This is a genomic window from Parageobacillus sp. G301 (genome assembly GCF_030268025.1).
GTDB lineage: Bacteria > Bacillota > Bacilli > Bacillales > Anoxybacillaceae > Parageobacillus_B > Parageobacillus_B toebii.
This window is the reverse complement of the sequence record NZ_BSDB01000002.1, coordinates 1,271,170-1,290,196: the sequence shown is the minus strand read 5'-3', so window position 1 is coordinate 1,290,196 and position 19,027 is coordinate 1,271,170. Positions and strand designations below refer to the sequence as shown.

Annotated in this window: 23 protein-coding genes; 6 read left to right on the top strand and 17 right to left on the bottom strand. The window is 40.9% G+C overall.

Annotated features, from left to right (window positions below; genetic code table 11):
• Positions 1–106: 106 nt before the first annotated feature.
• The 6 genes from QSJ37_RS15415 to QSJ37_RS15390 all read right to left on the bottom strand — a co-directional run bounded on the left by QSJ37_RS15415 (position 107) and on the right by QSJ37_RS15390 (position 5,725).
• On the bottom strand, positions 107–1,072 hold the full coding sequence (locus tag QSJ37_RS15415; RefSeq protein WP_285755996.1) for an asparaginase: 966 nt from the start codon (positions 1,070–1,072) through the stop codon (positions 107–109).
• A 161-nt stretch (positions 1,073–1,233) separates the two neighbouring features.
• Complete coding sequence (locus QSJ37_RS15410) at positions 1,234–2,214, bottom strand: YpdA family putative bacillithiol disulfide reductase (RefSeq protein ID WP_285755995.1); 981 nt, start codon at positions 2,212–2,214, stop codon at positions 1,234–1,236.
• Positions 2,215–2,299: 85 nt separating this feature from the next.
• Entirely contained in the window at positions 2,300–3,586 is a 1,287-nt protein-coding gene (locus QSJ37_RS15405) for a Glu/Leu/Phe/Val family dehydrogenase (protein WP_285755994.1), read from the bottom strand.
• 255 nt (positions 3,587–3,841) lie between these two features.
• Complete coding sequence (locus QSJ37_RS15400) at positions 3,842–4,432, bottom strand: genetic competence negative regulator (protein ID WP_015864315.1); 591 nt, start codon at positions 4,430–4,432, stop codon at positions 3,842–3,844.
• Between the two features lie 106 nt (positions 4,433–4,538).
• A complete protein-coding gene (locus tag QSJ37_RS15395) occupies positions 4,539–5,324 on the bottom strand; it encodes a metallophosphoesterase (RefSeq protein ID WP_285756161.1) in 786 nt (261 codons plus the stop codon).
• Positions 5,325–5,332: 8 nt separating this feature from the next.
• Positions 5,333–5,725, bottom strand: coding sequence for a hypothetical protein (locus QSJ37_RS15390; RefSeq protein ID WP_285755993.1), 393 nt, complete (start codon positions 5,723–5,725; stop codon positions 5,333–5,335).
• Positions 5,726–5,836: 111 nt separating this feature from the next.
• Between QSJ37_RS15390 and QSJ37_RS15385 the strand changes: the two genes are divergently transcribed.
• Genes QSJ37_RS15385 through QSJ37_RS15375 form a run of 3 tightly spaced genes read left to right on the top strand, consistent with a single transcriptional unit; the run spans position 5,837 to position 6,928 of the window.
• On the top strand, positions 5,837–6,067 hold the full coding sequence (locus tag QSJ37_RS15385; RefSeq protein WP_015864318.1) for a spore coat associated protein CotJA: 231 nt from the start codon (positions 5,837–5,839) through the stop codon (positions 6,065–6,067).
• A complete protein-coding gene (locus QSJ37_RS15380; RefSeq protein ID WP_015864319.1) occupies positions 6,064–6,324 on the top strand; it encodes a spore coat protein CotJB in 261 nt (86 codons plus the stop codon). The genes QSJ37_RS15385 and QSJ37_RS15380 overlap by 4 nt, the downstream gene beginning before the upstream one ends.
• Positions 6,325–6,358: 34 nt before the next feature.
• Positions 6,359–6,928 carry a manganese catalase family protein gene (locus QSJ37_RS15375; protein WP_285755991.1) on the top strand — a complete coding sequence of 190 codons (570 nt, stop codon included), beginning with the start codon at positions 6,359–6,361 and terminating at the stop codon, positions 6,926–6,928.
• 27 nt (positions 6,929–6,955) lie between these two features.
• Here QSJ37_RS15375 and QSJ37_RS15370 read toward each other — a convergent pair whose 3' ends face one another.
• The 5 genes from QSJ37_RS15370 to QSJ37_RS15350 all read right to left on the bottom strand — a co-directional run bounded on the left by QSJ37_RS15370 (position 6,956) and on the right by QSJ37_RS15350 (position 11,236).
• A complete protein-coding gene (locus tag QSJ37_RS15370; protein WP_285755990.1) occupies positions 6,956–7,408 on the bottom strand; it encodes a YpbF family protein in 453 nt (150 codons plus the stop codon).
• Between the two features lie 90 nt (positions 7,409–7,498).
• Entirely contained in the window at positions 7,499–8,074 is a 576-nt protein-coding gene (locus QSJ37_RS15365) for a LysM peptidoglycan-binding domain-containing protein (RefSeq protein WP_285755989.1), read from the bottom strand.
• Positions 8,071–8,676, bottom strand: coding sequence for a CPBP family intramembrane glutamic endopeptidase (locus QSJ37_RS15360; RefSeq protein WP_285755988.1), 606 nt, complete (start codon positions 8,674–8,676; stop codon positions 8,071–8,073). The genes QSJ37_RS15365 and QSJ37_RS15360 overlap by 4 nt, the downstream gene beginning before the upstream one ends.
• 17 nt (positions 8,677–8,693) lie before the next feature.
• Positions 8,694–10,190, bottom strand: a complete 1,497-nt coding sequence (locus tag QSJ37_RS15355; RefSeq protein ID WP_285755987.1) for a RecQ family ATP-dependent DNA helicase — start codon at positions 10,188–10,190, stop codon at positions 8,694–8,696.
• The gene (locus tag QSJ37_RS15350) at positions 10,184–11,236 is read right to left on the bottom strand and encodes a YpbB family protein (protein WP_285755986.1); all 1,053 of its coding nucleotides are present in this window, start codon (positions 11,234–11,236) and stop codon (positions 10,184–10,186) included. Before QSJ37_RS15350 ends, QSJ37_RS15355 begins: the two co-directional genes overlap by 7 nt.
• Before the next feature lie 255 nt (positions 11,237–11,491).
• Between QSJ37_RS15350 and QSJ37_RS15345 the strand changes: the two genes are divergently transcribed.
• The 3 genes from QSJ37_RS15345 to serA all read left to right on the top strand — a co-directional run bounded on the left by QSJ37_RS15345 (position 11,492) and on the right by serA (position 14,318).
• Positions 11,492–11,740 carry a ferredoxin gene (locus tag QSJ37_RS15345; RefSeq protein WP_166909843.1) on the top strand — a complete coding sequence of 83 codons (249 nt, stop codon included), beginning with the start codon at positions 11,492–11,494 and terminating at the stop codon, positions 11,738–11,740.
• A 312-nt stretch (positions 11,741–12,052) separates the two neighbouring features.
• On the top strand, positions 12,053–12,556 hold the full coding sequence (locus QSJ37_RS15340) for an inorganic diphosphatase (RefSeq protein WP_285755985.1): 504 nt from the start codon (positions 12,053–12,055) through the stop codon (positions 12,554–12,556).
• Between the two features lie 184 nt (positions 12,557–12,740).
• The gene (gene serA, locus QSJ37_RS15335; protein ID WP_171698715.1) at positions 12,741–14,318 is read left to right on the top strand and encodes a phosphoglycerate dehydrogenase; all 1,578 of its coding nucleotides are present in this window, start codon (positions 12,741–12,743) and stop codon (positions 14,316–14,318) included.
• A 48-nt stretch (positions 14,319–14,366) separates the two neighbouring features.
• Here the strand turns inward: serA and QSJ37_RS15330 are convergent, their stop codons facing one another.
• The 6 genes from QSJ37_RS15330 to QSJ37_RS15305 form a co-directional block, all read right to left on the bottom strand.
• Positions 14,367–15,179: a histidinol-phosphatase gene (locus QSJ37_RS15330; RefSeq protein WP_015864328.1), complete on the bottom strand. Its 813-nt coding sequence runs from the start codon at positions 15,177–15,179 to the stop codon at positions 14,367–14,369.
• A 268-nt stretch (positions 15,180–15,447) separates the two neighbouring features.
• Positions 15,448–16,590, bottom strand: coding sequence for a GerMN domain-containing protein (locus QSJ37_RS15325; RefSeq protein ID WP_285755983.1), 1,143 nt, complete (start codon positions 16,588–16,590; stop codon positions 15,448–15,450).
• A complete protein-coding gene (gene sigX, locus QSJ37_RS15320; protein WP_285755982.1) occupies positions 16,568–17,116 on the bottom strand; it encodes an RNA polymerase sigma factor SigX in 549 nt (182 codons plus the stop codon). The genes QSJ37_RS15325 and sigX overlap by 23 nt, the downstream gene beginning before the upstream one ends.
• A 125-nt stretch (positions 17,117–17,241) precedes the next feature.
• The gene (locus QSJ37_RS15315) at positions 17,242–17,958 is read right to left on the bottom strand and encodes an AIR synthase family protein (protein WP_285755981.1); all 717 of its coding nucleotides are present in this window, start codon (positions 17,956–17,958) and stop codon (positions 17,242–17,244) included.
• Positions 17,951–18,448: an ECF transporter S component gene (locus tag QSJ37_RS15310; protein ID WP_285755980.1), complete on the bottom strand. Its 498-nt coding sequence runs from the start codon at positions 18,446–18,448 to the stop codon at positions 17,951–17,953. The genes QSJ37_RS15315 and QSJ37_RS15310 overlap by 8 nt, the downstream gene beginning before the upstream one ends.
• Complete coding sequence (locus QSJ37_RS15305) at positions 18,445–19,020, bottom strand: cob(I)yrinic acid a,c-diamide adenosyltransferase (RefSeq protein ID WP_081188246.1); 576 nt, start codon at positions 19,018–19,020, stop codon at positions 18,445–18,447. Before QSJ37_RS15305 ends, QSJ37_RS15310 begins: the two co-directional genes overlap by 4 nt.
• Positions 19,021–19,027: the final 7 nt, after the last annotated feature.

Sequence of the window (19,027 nt, the reverse complement as noted above, 5' to 3'; positions counted from 1 at the left end):
GAGTATAAAGTGTATATAGGATAATGTGATGCGGCTCAACTCATCCAGATATTCCCTATTTAATAAAGAGGACAGTGTGTTAATTACACTGTCCTTGTACCCATTTTTATATACTAAATTTCCCTTCTAAATTATCTTCATTAGCTGCAAGCAATACGGCTAATTTTATTCTCGCCTTTTTACTGTCTAAATCTTTCCCTAAAATAACTCCATTTTTAACAAGATCATAAGCGCTGCCTAAATAATCATAAGTCGTATATACTTCCCCTTCTTCTGCACTTGTTGTAATTACAACTTTTATTTCTTTCGATACAGCTTCTTTTATTGCATCCATCATTTTGGGTGATACTTGTCCTCTCCCTACACCTTCCAAAACAATCCCTTTCACATTGGAATTTATAGCTGCTTTTATAAATTTATCGTCAGCATTCAAATAACACTTAATTATATCCACTTCAGGTATTTCATTTTTTATTTTGTATGTTTCCCTTCTAATTGGCTTTTGATATATGTATACTTTATCATTATCGATAATCCCTAAATACCCATATCCAAAAACATCAAAGCCTTGTAAATTAGAAGCATGTACTTTTTTCACATGTCTAGCTACAAATATGCGTTCATTAAATACTACAACTGTTCCTACACCTCTTAAATCGTCATTGCAAGCCGTATAAACGGCATGGCGAATATTTGTATAAGCATCACTTCCCTGTTGTTCTGGAGAGCGTTGTGAGCCTGTTAAAACGATCTGGCGATCATCTGAAATCGTTAAATCTAAAAAATATGCGGTTTCTTCGAGTGTGTCTGTTCCATGTGTAACAACAATGCCATCAATTGTTTTATCTTGATAAATTTCTTCGATTTTGTTTTTTAAGGTTAATAAATGCTCAAATGTAATATGCATGCTCGGCAGTTGGAATAAAGAATGTATTTCAATTTTAATATCATCAGGTAAATTGCAAATTTGTGCTAATTCTTCTCCCGTCATTTCCCCCGAAACATATTTTCCTTCTTCTGTCTTTTTGCTTGCTATTGTCCCGCCTGTAGTAATTAACGCCACTTTTTTCATTAATGTCACCTCTTTAGAAACATAATAGCATAAATGAATTACAACACAAAATAATGGTTGTCGATAAATAAAAAAATAGACTGTCTAAACGATCCGCAGAAACTACAAGAAATGTTTATGGAATGATAAAAAAGAGGCTGTTTTTTTCCAGCCTCCTTCTGTTATTGCTCTTTCTCCTTTTCCCGTTTTGCGATACAAGCAGCAATTTGCCCACCGTGAAAGCGACCGTTTTCAATAAAAATTTCATTGGCATCATTTCCTGCCGCAATGACACCTGCGATAAAAATGCCGCGCACATTCGTTTCCATTGTTTCAGGATCATAAAGCGGCCGGCCCGTTTCTGGATCGACCCCGACCCCCATCTTTTTCAAAAATTCATGATCAGGATGATATCCTGTCATCGCAAATACAAAATCGTTTTTAATTTTTTTGATTTCGCCTCCTACTTCGTAAATGACGGCATCCTCCGTAATCTCTTTTACATGAGCGTTAAACTCCATTTTAATAATTCCTTTGCGGACGAGAGAATCAAATTCCGGCAAAATCCAAGGTTTGATGCTTGGCGAGTATCCGCTTCCCCGGTACAGTACTGTGACACGTGCTCCCGCCTTGACAAGTTCTAGCGCTGCGTCCACGCTAGAGTTTTTTCCGCCAATGACAACACAATCAGTGTTGTAATACGGGTGCGCTTCTTTAAAATAATGCGTTACTTTCGGTAAATCTTCTCCCGGTATGTTCATATAATTTGGGTTATCATAATATCCGGTAGCAATAATAACATATTGAGCGCGATATTGTCCTTTTGTCGTTTGGACAAGAAATGTTCCATCTTCTTGTTTTTCCACTTGCTCGACTTTTTCAAACGTTTGTACACGCACTTGTTTTCTCGTGACTACTTCGCGATAATAAGCGAGTGCTTGATTTCGCTTTGGCTTCCGATTTTCCGTAATAAACGGAACCCCACCAATTTCAAGACGCTCACTCGTACTAAAAAACGTTTGATGAATCGGAAAATGATAAATGGAATTAACGATATTTCCTTTCTCTATTACTAACGGGCGATAACCGACATCTTGCAAAGCGATCGCCGCAGCAAGCCCACAAGGACCACCGCCAACAATAATGATTTTTTCTTCTTTCATCCGGTTCACTCCTTAAACATCAGAAAATCCCCTATCATATGATAGGGGATTTTTTGGCATGTTGCAAATATGTTTTGCTTGCTCTTTATACCCATCCGCGGAAACGGCACGCTTCCGCCATTTTTCGAACGCCAACCATATAAGCAGCCAATCGCATATCTACGCGGCGGGTTTGCGCCATTTCATATACGTTATTAAACGCTTTTACCATCACTTTTTCTAATCGTTCTTCGACTTCTTCTTCTGTCCAATAATATCCTTGGTTATTTTGCACCCATTCAAAATAGGATACCGTTACACCGCCGGCACTAGCTAATACGTCTGGAACAAGCAAAATGCCGCGTTCTGTTAAAATTTCCGTCGCCTCTAGCGTCGTTGGACCGTTTGCCGCCTCCACGACAATGCTTGCTTTAATATTTGGTGCATTTTCTTTCGTAATTTGATTTTCAATTGCCGCTGGAACTAAAATATCGCAATCAAGCTCTAACAATTCTTTATTTGTAATTGTATTTTTAAACAATTTCGTTACCGTACCAAAGCTGTCGCGGCGCTCAAGCAAATAATCGATATCTAAACCATTTGGATCGTAAAGAGCTCCATATACATCGGAAATGCCAATGACTTTCGCACCAGCATCATGCATAAATTTTGCTAAATAGCTTCCCGCGTTTCCAAAACCTTGAATGACCACGCGTGCTCCTTTCAAATCGATACCGCGTTTTTTCGCCGCTTCGCGAATACAAATCGTAACCCCTTTTGCCGTCGCGGTTTCGCGCCCGTGCGACCCGCCTAGCACTAAAGGTTTTCCTGTAATAAATCCAGGAGAGTTAAATTCGTCGATGCGGCTATATTCGTCCATCATCCATGCCATAATTTGCGAGTTCGTAAAGACATCTGGTGCAGGAATATCTTTTGTCGGACCAACGATTTGGCTAATCGCGCGAACATAACCACGGCTTAATCGTTCTAATTCACGGAATGACATCGTACGCGGATCACATACAATTCCGCCTTTTCCACCGCCATACGGCAAATCGACAATGCCACATTTTAGGCTCATCCAAATAGACAGCGCTTTCACTTCACGTTCTGTTACGTTCGGATGAAAGCGAACGCCCCCCTTAGTTGGACCAACGGCATCATTATGCTGGGCACGGTAGCCGGTAAAAATTTTTACAGTACCGTCATCCATGCGCACAGGAATTCTCACTGTCAGCATGCGAATCGGCTCTTTGAGCAACTCATATACTTCTTCTGGATACCCTAATTTTTCCAATGCTCTATGTATAACAGTTTGTGTTGCTGTTAATACATCATATTTTTCTGATTTTTCTTCCAGATTTTCTTCGTTGGTATGCTTGTCGGCTACCATACGTAAACCTCCTATAAATTCGCTATAATATTTGATATTGTCACCTTTCATGTCATAGTATACACTTTCTTTTTATTTATGCAAAGAAAAAAAAATAAAATGCCAAGCGATTTACGACTATTTACAACCATTTACATCGTTTTTATGTCAATAAGCTGTTTTTTCCTTACTATATATTTATTTTCCTTGTCATCTAACATATGGAAAAAATAAAAAGCCAGACCCCTTGTCCATACGACGGGGTCTGACAAAGCATTAACGCACTGGAAAATAACGAACAAGTTGTTCAATGGCTCGATGTTCAATTAGCTTCTTACCATATTCTTGCACACGATGTATCGTTATCGTTGAAGGGCTGGCAAATTCCGCTAATAAAGCAACAAAGTTATCGATTGGGATCGGCGGTTCCTCAGCGACATGCAAGTAAAAACGGTTTTGGTAGGAGTAGAGGGTTCCGTCTAGACAACCGATCGAGTAAAGACGATGAGCGAGCTGAATGACATCTTCAAACGTCTGAAATTCATAAAATATGTCATCGCTCTCATCGAGCGTTACTTGCATTTCAATATAATCGTCAGCAAATTCTTCCTCCATGTCGTCATATTCGCCCTCACTTGTTACGATAACAACCATTCCCTGTGCCGGTAAAGAGTATACTTCCACTGCGATTGACCCGTTTACTTCAAAGCCGAGCTCCTCGCTTGCCTCCTCAATCATATCGCGAAACAATTGATGAACTTTAAACGTATCTTTCCATAAATCCTCTTTGGTTAAACCGCGATCCATCAAATCATCAAACGTGAGGAAAATTTTGATTTTATTGTGGGTTAAGCGTTCAAGACGCATCAACACCCCTCCTTACCTACACAGCCATCTCTTATGTTTATTGTATGAAATAATTCATAAATGGTTCGTTTGTTATTATTAATGAGTTTACATCGTTTATAGTCATTTAGACAAGCATTTTTTCTTTATCTTCTTTCCGTGAACGAATGATGATCAAATTCGTTTCCGCAGGGGCTCCCAAGCGAAGCGGAACGGCTGTCGTCCCATACCCGTTGCTGACATAAACGGCTGTTCCATTCACATTTTTTAAACCGCCTTTTTCATAGAGCCCAAACGAAAAGAAACGAATTTGCCCTCCATGCGTATGACCGCTGATCACAAGCGAAATATGATGTTCGGGACGAAGGCGCCCGACGATTTTCGGATTATGCGAAGCAAGGATGCGGAATGCATCCTCATCCACCCCTTGAAGCGCTTGGTCCAATCTTGCGCGCCGTTTGCTCATATCCTCCACTCCAATGAGAGCAAGCTTCTCCCCATTCGGGGATTGCAACATAACAGCGCTATTTTCCAATATATGCACTCCTTCCTCCACTAAAAGCGAGTGCAAATCATATTCCGTTTCATAATCATTATTCCCCCAAATAAAATAAACCGGTCCAATCATTTTTAAACGGCGAATATTTTCCTTGACACGCGCGACGGGCACCCCTTTTTCCGTAAGGTCCCCGCCAACTAAAACAATATCCGCTTTTCCTTTTATCTCCTCCACAATTCTTTTTGCCAATACCCGCCGATGAAGGTCAGAAATAAAAAAAATGGAAAACGCCCGAAAACTACTTGGAAACTGGGGAAAGGTCAATTCGATGTAAACAACGCGGTTTCGATGCGCTTCCCACCACATATAAGCCAATATACAAAAAAAAGCAAAAAAAATGATCCAAATCAATATAACTCCTCCTATAAGTTTCGATTATATTGACGAGAACGATCCAAATCCACCGATATCATACCATAAATCAAAGAGAAAATAAAAAATAAAGCAGCGAGCCTCGTTTCCCATTGAAATAGCCAATAAAAGCTTCCCATCCCCCCGCAGCAAATAAACCATTCCTTCCAACGCACCTGCTTTCGCTGCAAGCATAAAATCATTCCTTCAATGACGGTGCGTATCACTACTGCATTGGCTAAAAAACCAATAAAAAAACAAATCATTGCCAAAAACGTCCGCAAAGGATTAAAAATAAGTTCAGTGATAAAATAAGTAAAATCAAACGGAGTCACTGGCGGCATCCAATGAATCATAAGATACCCACATAAAAATCCGACAGCAATATACAACAAATAAAACACAATCTGTTTCCTCCCTTTTTTCTTACATGTATTCACCGAAAAAGGAAGTCATGAACAAAACGCAATGGTCATAAATATAGACTGAAGTTCTGCCCAAAAAGGAGGTTTCTTATGTTTACAACACGAAAGCAATACGAACCTTATGTAAGCCCATTTGACCCTTGCCCGCCAATTCGCGTCAAAACCTATGTCACCGCTCCAAATCAATATGTCGGATTTCAGCCGCCAAACTTGCCACAATTCCCATTGCATGAAGCGTTAAAAAAAGGAACCCTTTGGAAAATTTTTTATGATCCATATTATGGTCCTTATGAAATGAAAACTAAAGGTGATTACCAATGAAACAGTTGCCAAAAGAATACTACGAACTTTTAGAACAACTCCAAGCGGTTGATTTTGCCCTCGTCGACTTAACGTTATACCTCGACACCCATCCTACTGACTACCAAGCCATCCAGCAATTTAACCAGCTTGCGCAAAAACGAAAACAATTGAAAAAACAGTTTGAATCCTGTTATGGTCCACTTCAGCAATATGGAAACAGCTATTCCAACTATCCGTGGAATTGGAATGATTCTCCTTGGCCTTGGCAAGTATAGCAAAAACAACTCGCTGTAAAGGGAGGAAATGACGATGTGGATTTATGAAAAAAAATTGCAATATCCTGTTCGTGTCAGCACATGCAACCCAAAATTGGCGAAATATTTAATTGAACAGTATGGAGGTGCGGATGGAGAACTCGCCGCCGCGCTTCGTTATTTAAATCAACGCTACTCCATCCCTGATAAAGTAGTCGGTTTGCTCACAGATATTGGAACCGAAGAATTAGCTCATTTGGAAATGATTGCGACAATGGTATACAAATTAACAAAAGACGCCACCCTGGAACAGCTGAAAGAAGCAGGTCTTGACGCACACTATGTCGATCATGACCGCGCTTTATTTTATCATAATGCCGCTGGAGTTCCATTTACGGCGACATACATTCAAGCGAAAGGAGACCCAATTACCGATTTATATGAAGATATCGCTGCCGAAGAAAAAGCGCGGGCAACTTATCAATGGATTATTAATATGAGCGATGATCCAGATTTAAACGATGGGCTTCGCTTTTTACGTGAACGTGAAATCATTCATGCCCAGCGTTTTCGCGAAGCAGTCGAAATTTTAAAAGAAGAGCGTGACCGCAAGAAATTTTTCTAATCGAAAGATAGCTGAATGGAGTACCATTCAGCTATTTTCAAAATACAAATTAATGTCGTACTCCTTTTTCATGATTTCAAACAATTTATGGCGCTCTTTCCATTGTTGCTCTTCTTTCCATAAATCGGCGCTTTTTTGAATGATTTCACAGCGGAGCGAATGAAATTCTTCTTCTGCTTTATCGCACTTTTTTTTGTAATATAAAATGGCCCAATACAATGTAAACAACAATAATAATATATACAAATGCACCGTTTTTCCTAAAAACATCTTAATAAACGCAGTCAATGTACCGCTGGGAAAAATCAGATAAAATAAAACATATACGAAAAATACCGCAAATCCACCTAAAGTGACAATCTGCAAAGACAGGACACGTTTCTTCAAACGTTCCCATTTTTGCTTCTTTTCAATCACTCCAAGCAGCATTTGTTTTGTTACTTCATCAATGTGAAGCTGTTCGAAAAATACTTTGCTCACGGCCGGATCCCCTCGTTTTTTCACTGACCTCTATTATAAACATATGTACGAGCCCATTTAGGTAGAACAAAAAAGTGATGGTGCGCCTCCTTACTTTTCAGCGTCCATCACCGGAATTTGCAGCACTTGTCCTTTATGAAGCTGTGCGCTCTTTAAATGATTCCATTTTTTTATCATTTCCATTCCTTTATCACTTTGATAATATTTCATCGCAATGCTGTACAATGTTTCATTTTCTTGGACTGTATGTGTAATAATCTTTTGCTTTTTTTGCTTATCCGAAGCTTTATTTTCTTTTTGTGCGTCTGATTCAGGCCGATCTTTTTTTTGCGAGCTTGGCTCGCTTGATGGCGGCGCCGCCTTTTCCTCAGCAGGAGCAATGTCAATTCGTTCGTAGCTGCCCGTCTCACTGCGTGTTACGACAGTCACTGGTTTTGAATCATCATTTGCATAATAAATGCTTAACATCGAAATCGGAAGTAAAATAAAAAATAGTGCTAACAAGCGAATAAGCGGATATTTTAACTTCCATTTCACCCATTTTTTTGATTTCTTTTGTCTATGTACCTCTCTGCGCGATGGAAGTGATAATACATCTTCTTGCTGCATCATTTCGTCTCTTTGTTCCACTAATTCGCGCAATGATTCTGTTTTATCATGATTCACACATTATCACTCCCGTCTCCCTCTTTCATGCTGCGGACATAATGAAGACGAATATCGATCGCCAAGATAAAGTCAATAAGAAAATGAGCAAAAATGGTGACCCAAAGACTGTTTGTTCGTTGGTAAATATATCCAAGAAAGAAGCTTAACAATACGACCATCACAAATAAAAACCACTTTTCTAAATAGCGCACGTGCAACAAAGCGAACACGATGCTGGCAATAAACAAGCCAAAATGCGTCTGGATCACTCCACGAAACAATAGTTCTTCACTAAAAGCGATCAATAAACATAAAAAAAAGATATGCGGAATCGATCGGTTTTGGAAAATTTTTTCGTTAATTCCTCCATCATCATACCAATGTTCCGGCAAATAACGCATCAATAAAAAATCGATGGCCAATACAATCATTGCACTTCCGCCGCCATACTTTAACACCGTGGCAACATCAAAATGCCAAATTTTTTGGAATGTCGAAAGATCAAAAAGAAAAAATCCGATGATTGCTGATACGACAATTAACAATAACTGAGTAAAATATAAATGAATGAGTACTTCACGATCGCCCATCATGCGGATTTGTTCACTTTGCCGCCTCATTCTAGACACGCCTCGCTTTAAAAGAAAATTCGCTTTAATTCCGCTTTCCAGCCACGGAAATGTAGATCTTTATCCTCTTTCTCCATGCGCAAGTAGCTCTCGAGCGGAAAACCGCATCGGTCGCAGCATAAATCTGGCTTTCTCTCCAATGACTGTTGAAACGCCTGAACGATCGCCTCACGCCGGCATGAACGATGCAACACCCAACTCATCATTTCCCGCAGCTTTTTTCGCTTCCATTGCCTGCGCGTCTCGATATACTTCATCAATGTCTGATATAAACAGGCAACATCCCGTTCCGTAAGCAACCGCTTGGAAGAAATGATTCCTTCCGCTTCGAAAAAATACGTTAAAATCCGTTTTTGCACATCTGTTAACGAACATGCATTCATTTGCTGTTCTAAACGATCCGGAGTTACACCATATAATAAGCTTTCGCATAATTGTTTTACTTGCACATCGTCCGGCAATTCCGTTTCCATAAGAGATTGTACCATGCTCTCGTCACCATTGGTATATAGTAAAATGGCAATGCTCTTTTTTCCATCGCGGCCGGCTCTGCCGATTTCCTGTAAATAAGCCTCTATCTGACCAGGCATGTGAAAATGAATGACGAAGCGAATATTTTCTTTATTTACTCCCATGCCAAATGCATTCGTACAGCATACAATTTCCAATTGGTCACGCAAAAATTGTTGCTGAACAAGCATTCGCTGTTCGGAATCCATTCCTCCATGATAATAGGCGACTCGCTCAATTCCTTCCTCTTGCAGCTTCCGCGCCATCGTTTCCGCCCATTGCCTGCTTGAAAAATAAATTAACCCAGGTCCTTCTAGCATTTTTACATAATCAAGCAGCCTGCTTACTTTCTCATGGATAAAGTCCGTTTTCTCCACTTTGATGGCGATATTAGGCCGGTCAACAGAATGAACATGCCGACGAAGAGGCTGGAGCTGCAAAATATGTACAATATCATCCATCACCTCAGGCGGTGCGGTGGCTGTTAGCGCCAGACAAGTTGGAGTGCCAAGACGCTGGCGAATTTCTCCCAACTTTAAAAAATCAGGACGAAAATCGTAACCCCACTGGGAAATGCAATGTGCTTCATCAACTACAAATAAGGAAATACGGATATTCATTAAAGCGCGAAGCAATCGTTCCGACTGCAGCATCTCCGGGGAAACATAAATAAACCGAAATTCATGAAGCCGCTCAAGTGCTTTGATCTTTACTTCTGTTTCTAAAAAACTATTAAATGCGATGACTCTCTTTTCTCCACGTTGGCGAAGCTGCTGCACTTGGTCCTCCATCAGCGAAACGAGCGGCGAAATAATTAACACGCTGCCTTGCAATACATATGCTGGAAGCTGATAGCAAAGCGATTTTCCCCCACCAGTCGGCAACATTGCTAATACATCATATCCGCGCAAAATATCTTCAATAATTTCCCGTTGTCCTTTTCGAAAAGAGGAGTAGCCGAATTTTTCTTGAAGCAACTGTTCTAATGTCACCACATTTCTCCTTCCTTTGCTAATACGAGGCGGATTTCAAAATAGCTGACATCATCATCGATAGCGTCACGAATCACCTTTAATTTCCGCGTCCGTAATTTTCGTACCGTTTCAATAATTTTTGCCGCTCTTTTCTCATTGATGAACGGTTGAATAGAAAAATGAGGAATATTCGCCGCAATCTCCACCACATGGTCTTCAATGGTGCTTCTTTTTAAACGGCGCAGCTTAGCGATCTCTTCGATCGATTTTCCACGCAATAGCCATTCATACGTTTTTTGTGTCGAAAACGTTAATGGTATCGGCAACGATAAATCATGCATCAATTCATATAAAACGGATGAACGTTTTGATTCCGCTCTAGCCATCATATAATGCAATACATTTTGGAATTGAAACCGAACGTATACTGGATCTTTTTGCAAATAGGAAGCGATTTGCTCATTTGTCCAGCCAATTCTCTCAAAACTCGTTAAGCGCAATGTAAACACCGTCGCCTCTTCTTCCGAAACGGAAGAAAGAATGTCATATATTTCTTTATAGAGCGTTTGCGCTAATTCATGCACTGTCCTTTTTTGCGATAATAAGTAATTCTTTACCCAAATCAATGTTTCCTCATGGCGATGAATCGGTTCAAAACGGGTTTGATGGAGCACGTTCGATAACGTTTGAACAAGCAAGGACAACCGATACCAAAACGGTTTTTCTGTGGCGTGATACCGCCATCCGTTTATATGAACCGGAAAAAACACTTGATGCAACTGTTCGTCTAACTGCTTTTTTCCAGCTTCCGTCAGTATATAAGAACGGTTTTGTACAGGGGAAATCAAGCCGTTTTCGAACAACTGTTGCGCTGCTGCCTCGACATCGTTTAACGTAACTTCTTTCCACACTCCGAAAAATGGTTCTAACTGAAACCATTTACTATCTTGTAACGTTTGTGACGACTTTTTTCCGGTAAATAGATGATATATCGCGGATAAAGACCGCTCCCCGCTGAAACGGTGCAAACAAAATAAAATAAGAAACGAAGCATACCCACCTTTCATTCGCGCCGCTCCTTTATTGAAACACTTTGATATACATCCATTGTAGCAAAAATACTCTCTTCGTTTCTCACACAAAGTTTTTCTCATCTAAAAAAATGCATAATGAGAAATGTATGTTTAAAAATATCGGTGTAATATTTTTTGTATTGAAAAGTTGTGGAAACAGTCTTATTATAAGAAGTGAAAGTTCATTTCCGAGTATGCAGCACGGAGATGACAGTCCGTTTGAAATAGAATTTGAGGAGGTTTTTATTTATGCCAAAATATACGATTGTTGATAAGGAAACATGTATTGCATGTGGTGCGTGCGGTGCCGCAGCTCCGGATATTTATGACTACGATGAAGATGGCATTGCATACGTAACACTAGATGACAACCAAGGCATCGTGGAAGTGCCAGAAATTCTTATTGATGACATGATGGATGCATTCGAAGGCTGTCCAACGGAATCGATTAAGGTTGCAGACGAACCGTTTGATGGCGATCCAAATAAATTTGAGTAATAAAAATACACCCTCTTGTATGCAAAATGCAAGAGGGTTTTTTTATGTCTTATGGAAATGATCTGAATGAAGCCTCTATTGCCATCCATTTAAGCAACAACGGATCGATTATCCGCTCCTGCACAAAAACAAGATCATCCAATCATGTTTTTGATTGTGTTTATGATTTTGTTATAATGAGATTTTGTCAACTGTTGAAAAATTTGTTGATCAAAAGAACGAAACATCGAGTTATATTTACATAGTTGCTATACTTCTACCATCTATTCTATAATAGAAACACATACATACATATAAAGGGAGGAAAATGTTGTGGCATTTGAAAATAAAGTTGTCGAAGCATTTATCGAAATTCCGACAGGAAGCCAAAACAAGTACGAATTTGACAAAGAACGGGGCATTTTCAAACTAGACCGCGTCTTATACTCTCCAATGTTTTATCCAGCAGAATATGGATATTTGCAAAACACGCTTGCTTTAGACGGCGACCCGCTTGACATTTTAGTCATCACCACAAATCCAACGTTCCCTGGCTGCGTGATCGACACACGTGTCATCGGTTATTTAAACATGGTCGACAGCGGCGAAGAGGATGCGAAATTGATCGGTGTTCCTGTCGAAGATCCTCGTTTCGATGAAGTACGTAGCATCGAAGATCTTCCGCAGCATAAATTAAAAGAAATTGCCCATTTCTTCGAACGCTATAAAGACTTGGAAGGGAAACGGACGGAAATCGGCTCGTGGGAAGGTCCAGAAGCTGCCGCTAAACTAATTGATGAATGCATCGCTCGCTACAACGAACAAAAAAATAAATAACAGAAAAGACGCCCAAGTGAACGGTTGACGGCTTGGGCGTTTTTTATTCAGGAAAATCCGAACATTTCATAATAAAAACGTTTACATTGGTATGACTTCTTCTCATATCATTGACAGATGGTAATTTATTATGTTAAATTATCAGAAATTTAAAATCCTTGAAAAAAGAAAGGAGCTCACCACCGTGTTTCGCATTTTAGTTTCCGACGCAATTAGCGAAGAAGGATTAGCCCCACTACGAAAATCCGAACAAATTGAAATCGTACAAAAAAAGGTAACAGAAGTAGAAGAGCAACTTCATGAATTTGACGCCTTGCTTGTTCGCAGCGCTACGAAAGTGACAGAAGAACTCCTTTCCAAAATGCCAAATTTAAAAATCATCGGGCGCGCTGGTGTGGGAGTTGACAATATTGATGTGGAAGCAGCAACGAAGCGCGGGATTGTCGTTATTAATGCTCCAAATGGAAATACGATTTCTGCTGCTGAACACACATTTGCTATGATGGCTGCGCTTGTGCGCCATATTCCGCAAGCACATGTTTCTGTGAAATCCCGGGAGTGGAATCGTTCTGCGTTCGTTGGAACAGAGTTGCAAGGAAAACATTTGGGAATTATCGGATTTGGCCGCATCGGATCCGAAGTAGCCAAACGCGCGCGCGCATTCGGCATGACGGTTCATGTATATGATCCATTTTTAACAAAAGAGCGGGCGGAAAAACTTGGTGTATCGATCCATACGCTTGATGAAGTGCTTGCTTGCTCTGATATTATTACCGTACACACCCCATTAACTAAAGAAACAAAAGGGCTTCTTGGCGAAAAAAATTTGGCCAAAACGAAAAAGGGCGTATACCTTATCAACTGTGCCCGCGGCGGTATTATTGACGAACAAGCATTAATTCCATTTCTTCAAAGCGGTCATGTTGCAGGGGTAGCTCTCGACGTATTCGAACAAGAACCGCCAGGCGATCATCCGCTTTTTGCGTTTGATAATGTGATTGTCACCCCTCACCTTGGCGCTTCGACTATAGAGGCGCAGCTCAATGTTGCTACACAAGTTGCCGAGGAAATATTACACTTTTTAGAAGGAAAACCAGTTACATCATCTATTAATCTACCAACATTGTCTAAAGACGTATATGAAAAAATTCAAGCATTCTACAATTTAGCGAAAAAAATGGGCACGATCGCATCACAATATATGAATATTCCTGTCCAAGAACTATCCGTAACCTATGCGGGAACGGTTGCCGATTTAGAAACAACATATATCACTCGCAGCTTGCTCGCTGGGTTTTTACGACCGCGCGTCGCTTCGACGGTTAACGAAGTGAATGCCGCCATGATCGCAAAAGAACGCGGCATTACGTATGGAGAAAAATTTTCCGATGAAACACATGGTTACGCAAACTGCATTTCCCTTACCGTACACGGGGAAAACAGAACGTTTACGATTAAAGGATCGCACATTCCAAACTATGGCGACCGCATCGTTCACTTCGATGGATTTACGATTGATTTTGCACCAGATGGGCATCTTCTTTACATCCAACATCAAGACCGACCAGGAATGATCGGAAAGGTCGGAAACGTCCTCGGCGAACATCAAGTAAATATCGCTACAATGCAAGTCGGACGCGAGCAGGCAGGTGGAAAGGCAATTATGATGCTTTCGTTAGATAAACCGATTGATGACGCTTTACTTGAGAAATTAGCTGAAATTGAAGATATTGAAACGGTAAAAAGATTAGAAGTTTCATAAGCAAAAAAGGAATGGGAATTTCCCATTCCTTTTTCCATTGCTGTTCTCTTATCCAAGCGGCACCGCTTTACGCTCCCCTTTTTGAAACGTCATCAGCTCCGTATAGCCGACGCTTTTCGCCAGCGCAATCGCCTTGTCGTAATCCGCCCCCACGTGCTCTGGAACGTGCGCATCAGAAGAAAGCACAATCGGAATTCCCTTATCATAGCACATTTGCAATAGCCGCTTATCCGGATATAGCTCACCGACTGGCTTGCGGAGTCCAGCAGTGCTGATTTCCACACATGTTTTGGAATTCGCAAGCGCTGTCGTGGCACGATCATATTGCTCTAATAAAAATTCCTCATCCTCCGGAACATATTTAAATATTTTGACCAGATCTATATGACCGATAATATCAAATAAGTTCGACTCGGCTAAAGTAACGACTTGGTCAAAATATTTGCGATATGTATCGTACAAATCCCGGCGTTCCCATTCTTTTCGATATTCCGCTAAGTCAATGCCGAAATCATCGATCCAGTGAATGGAACCAATGACATAATCAAACTCATATGATCGAATAAACGCCGCCATCTCTTCATGTTTTCCTGGCGTATAATCCATTTCGATAGACATTTTTACATCAATTCCGGCATCCCACGCCTCATGGAAAAGACGGACATAATCTGCCATATCATAATAGCGACGTTCGTCTACCCATGGATTCGATAAAATATTTTTCGTTTGATAAAAATGATAGGCATGTTCGGATATACCGAAATGTTGAATTCCTTTCCGCGCCGCTTCATCGGTAAATTGCCGCAAATAGTCCAATGTCAGCGTTCCGCGTTCTAAATGGTTATGGTAGTCTGTTAACATTCACAAATCGCCTCCCACTATGTTTCTATCATTATATCGTATGAAAATGCGAGAGGACAACGATTTTCACGAATTTTCGAAACGTTAACCAGTTAACCCTACCATAAATAATAACCGAATGCAAACGGCCATTCCCGCCACTACAAGCAATCGTCTCACCACATCACCCATCGTCGCTCATCCCTCCTCGTTATTTTTTACACCATATAGTATTATGCCAAAAAAGAGCAAATAGAACTTCATTGACATTAAAAAATACAGCCCTCCCTTATCTTGTTGGCAAAACCGCCTGCATCGGATTGGGGCCAACGGGTACATCAATCTTCTTGCCAAATATATATGGACCGATCTGTTTTACATTCCCCCCCATAAACGTCACCGAGCGAAAACCAAACTCCTTAGCGGTAAGTAAAATCGCTTCCACCATCCAGCATAACGATGGCGATACATCAAGCTTTGAATCCTCAGTAAATTGAACAACGACGTGATCCTGTTGCACATCTACTTTCTCAATTTGCACTCCCTGCGGAATCGTTGATCGCAGTGATGCACTAATATCCTTTTGCATTTGTCTTAATGCTTTGAGAAATGTTGGGAAATGTTGGGAGGACGGAACGAGATATACAGGATGCGACGAACTGAGCTGATATAAATAATACGCCCGCTTCTTATTTGGAATTTCCATCGATTCTATATATCCTTTATGACTTAGTTTCATCCCTTCTTTACTTCCCGTAAAAAAGCGAATTTTCTTGCCACCCATCCATCGAATGGTTTCTTCAATACTGGATAAAAACAGCGACTCACTCACTCTTCCTTCCAAAAAAACCGGATGTTGTTTTGAAACATAAACAAGCCAGACTCGTTTGCTTTCACGAGAAGGAACCATCGTTACCCCATTAAGCAAACGTTTCGAGACTCCCCATTTTTGTTCATCAATTTGTGTTTTGGCCGTTTCTAGCTGCTGTTTTACCGACTCATGCTTTTGGACTGGCACGCTAATCGGAATCACGATTTGAGACTGCTGATCGGGAAGCCCTAGTACAGCAACATCTTGATCATTCAAAGCTTCTTTTGTAACAATGTGCGATGGAAACTCGCTGTATTGGTTTGCTGACAAAAGCGGTTGACTCATATTGGAACGCTGATCAGCTTGCAACATAACGACAGATTTATCCGATTTTTCTTCTGTCTGTTTGGTAAACGGGAGGCTGTGCACACTAATGACAACAACGATCATGACTGCAACGATCGAAGCAAGCGATGGAAGAAACCACGCTTTCAAACGTGCTGTTTTTCTTGCTTTCATCAATTGTCGGTACACTTCTTCTTTCGAACGATGATCTTTGATCATCGGCATTTGTTGCAACGTATATTGGAGGCATTCGTCATTCCACCGAAATTTTTTCATGTTGTTTTCCTCCTTTCGCCGCTTCTTCCTCCATATACTTTTTTAATACTTTTAATGCCCGGTGTTGCGTTGTTTTTACTTTGCTTTCCGTCCACCCTAACGTTTCTGCTGTTTCTGTGATCGATAGCGACTGAATAAAGCGGAGTACAATGACAAGTTGCTGATCAATGGTACAACGCTCTAAACAACGGTACATCTGTTGAATTTCTTCTTTTTGAATCGCAATTTCCTCCGGGAGTGGCTGCATATCACAAAGCTGATCATCGTTCCAATCGAATTTTTCTGACACTCTCCGCCGCCAGCTTTTTTGTTTGCGAAAAAAATCGATTGCCACATGGCGAGCAATCGATAGCAGCCACGTTTTTTCGCTGCTTTCCCCCTTAAATCGCTTATACGAACGCAATACTTTTATGTATACTTCTTGAACGAGATCTTCTGCCTGTTCTCGATTTCGTACCATATAAAATAAAAAATTAAAAATGTCATCATGATACTTTTCGTACAACTCCTCAAAAACGGAGTCCATCCTTTCTCCTCCCATTCTACTACATCTGTCGATAGAACAATCGTTTCGTTACAACTATCATAAAGTTTCTTCGCAAAAAAAGGAAGAATATTTACGGAATATTCTTCCTTTTCATCTCTACTAATCTATAAGCGCAATTCGATCGAAAAAAATAAATCTTTTACCATCTTCTTTATTTCTTCCTCCATATGAGGATCATAGCTTATTAATACAGAAGTAGCCGGACCGGATGAAGCAAAAAGCGGCAACGAGCAGGAACAAGAGAAAGAGGAAAGACCGTTGTCCCGAAGCAACTGTTGCAATTCATAATAAATTCCTTTTGAACCAACCGGAACAATTTCATAAACATACGTTTGTCTCAATAGTGCTTGAAATAACGAAAGAGAAAGCATACGTTCCTTACGCTTCAATACTTCATCTCCAACAAGCGGCTCGCCGATTACCGCAAATTTTGCATCTTTTGGTGTTATTCCGACCCGTTTTCGCTCTGTTTGTACCGTACCGACAACCACTATTCCAACAGCGGACTGCAACGTTGGAAAATTCGTTTCACTGCTCCCGATGACCGGAATGTCTATATGCAATTCTTGACACGTCCTGCGGATGCCATTGCAAAGTGTTTCCCACGCTTCATCATGCACAAAATTTTGCAGCACCACGGCATGCGGCTTCGCTCCAACACTCAATACTTCCATGAATGCAACGCGCGCAGCAAAATACGAAACAACATCATATGGAGCGTGTACAACATCCTTCTCTTTCTCTCCAATTGCTGCCGAGCCATCCGCCGCAACCACTAACTCTGTGCCATCATAAAAAGGTATAAACAATACATCACGCACGTGGCATCTTCTCCGATTCCATGATTGTCCATCTCCAAAGCACCGGAATAACGAGTGAGGAAACGATGATGTTTGCAAGTGTTGCAATAGCCAAAGAAGGAATAATCGCCAAAACAAACGCTTTACCCATCCATAAAGCAAATGGAAGCGGCGCTAAAAAGGCGTTGCCGACAAAGAAAAAGAAGAAAGCGACCTTTTTCCATTTATGTTGATATAACCAAGCAAATCCGTACACAAGCGCTGCCATTTCCACAGCGACTAGCAGATGAAACGCTCCTAACGGAAATCCTGCAAAAAACGCGGATATGAAATGGCCGAACGCGGCAACGATCGCGCCGATACTCCCTCCAAGAATCGCTGCCGCAACAAGTGCTGGAGCGCTATCCAATGCAATGCTGCCAAGCGAAGTTGGCAGCTTCAACAATGAACCGATTACCGATAAACTAATCAACACAATTGTCGCGGCAAATTGTTTCCGGCTTCCTATCATTTTTTCCCCTCCTTATCCCGAAACACGATCGCGCTCCGTTCATATTCGACGTCTTTTACTCCCAAACGCGCGTTAATGACGCGGGCGACAGCAAAAAAGTAATCAGATAAACGATTCACGTATTGCAATACAATTTCATTAATCGGCTCCTCTTTGCTTAATGACACGATGCACCGTTCCGCTCTTCTTGTTACCGTGCGGGCGACATGAAGCGCCGCCGCAGCTTTAGAGCCGCCAGGCAAAATAAATTTTTCAAGCGGCGGAGCTTCTTTCACATATTCATCGATGCGCGTTTCCAAAAATGTTACCATATCTGCCGTTACTTTGTACGGAATCTTCCCATTCACAATGGCCAAGTCGCCGCCGCAATCAAATAATTCATGTTGAATTTTTTGCAATTCAGCGTAAATGTCTTGAAATTTCTCATCATTTAACAGCGTCATCGCCTGCCCGACAAATGAATTTACTTCATCTAGCGTCCCGTACGCCTCCACACGCAGATGATCTTTATCGACACGTCCGCCGATTAAACTCGTTTTTCCTTTGTCACCTGTTCTCGTATATAGTCTCATATCGTTT

Coding starts and splice junctions, on each gene's coding strand:
- QSJ37_RS15415 (WP_285755996.1), bottom strand. CDS start 1,072: ATGAAAAAAGTGGCGTTAATTACTACAGGCGGGACAATAGCAAGCAAA.
- QSJ37_RS15410 (WP_285755995.1), bottom strand. CDS start 2,214: ATGAAAGAAGAAAAAATCATTATTGTTGGCGGTGGTCCTTGTGGGCTT.
- QSJ37_RS15405 (WP_285755994.1), bottom strand. CDS start 3,586: ATGGTAGCCGACAAGCATACCAACGAAGAAAATCTGGAAGAAAAATCA.
- QSJ37_RS15400 (WP_015864315.1), bottom strand. CDS start 4,432: ATGCGTCTTGAACGCTTAACCCACAATAAAATCAAAATTTTCCTCACG.
- QSJ37_RS15385 (WP_015864318.1), top strand. CDS start 5,837: ATGTTTACAACACGAAAGCAATACGAACCTTATGTAAGCCCATTTGAC.
- QSJ37_RS15380 (WP_015864319.1), top strand. CDS start 6,064: ATGAAACAGTTGCCAAAAGAATACTACGAACTTTTAGAACAACTCCAA.
- QSJ37_RS15375 (WP_285755991.1), top strand. CDS start 6,359: ATGTGGATTTATGAAAAAAAATTGCAATATCCTGTTCGTGTCAGCACA.
- QSJ37_RS15360 (WP_285755988.1), bottom strand. CDS start 8,676: ATGAGGCGGCAAAGTGAACAAATCCGCATGATGGGCGATCGTGAAGTA.
- QSJ37_RS15350 (WP_285755986.1), bottom strand. CDS start 11,236: ATGAAAGGTGGGTATGCTTCGTTTCTTATTTTATTTTGTTTGCACCGT.
- QSJ37_RS15345 (WP_166909843.1), top strand. CDS start 11,492: ATGCCAAAATATACGATTGTTGATAAGGAAACATGTATTGCATGTGGT.
- QSJ37_RS15330 (WP_015864328.1), bottom strand. CDS start 15,179: ATGTTAACAGACTACCATAACCATTTAGAACGCGGAACGCTGACATTG.
- QSJ37_RS15325 (WP_285755983.1), bottom strand. CDS start 16,590: ATGAAAAAATTTCGGTGGAATGACGAATGCCTCCAATATACGTTGCAA.
- sigX (WP_285755982.1), bottom strand. CDS start 17,116: ATGGACTCCGTTTTTGAGGAGTTGTACGAAAAGTATCATGATGACATT.
- QSJ37_RS15310 (WP_285755980.1), bottom strand. CDS start 18,448: ATGATAGGAAGCCGGAAACAATTTGCCGCGACAATTGTGTTGATTAGT.
- QSJ37_RS15305 (WP_081188246.1), bottom strand. CDS start 19,020: ATGAGACTATATACGAGAACAGGTGACAAAGGAAAAACGAGTTTAATC.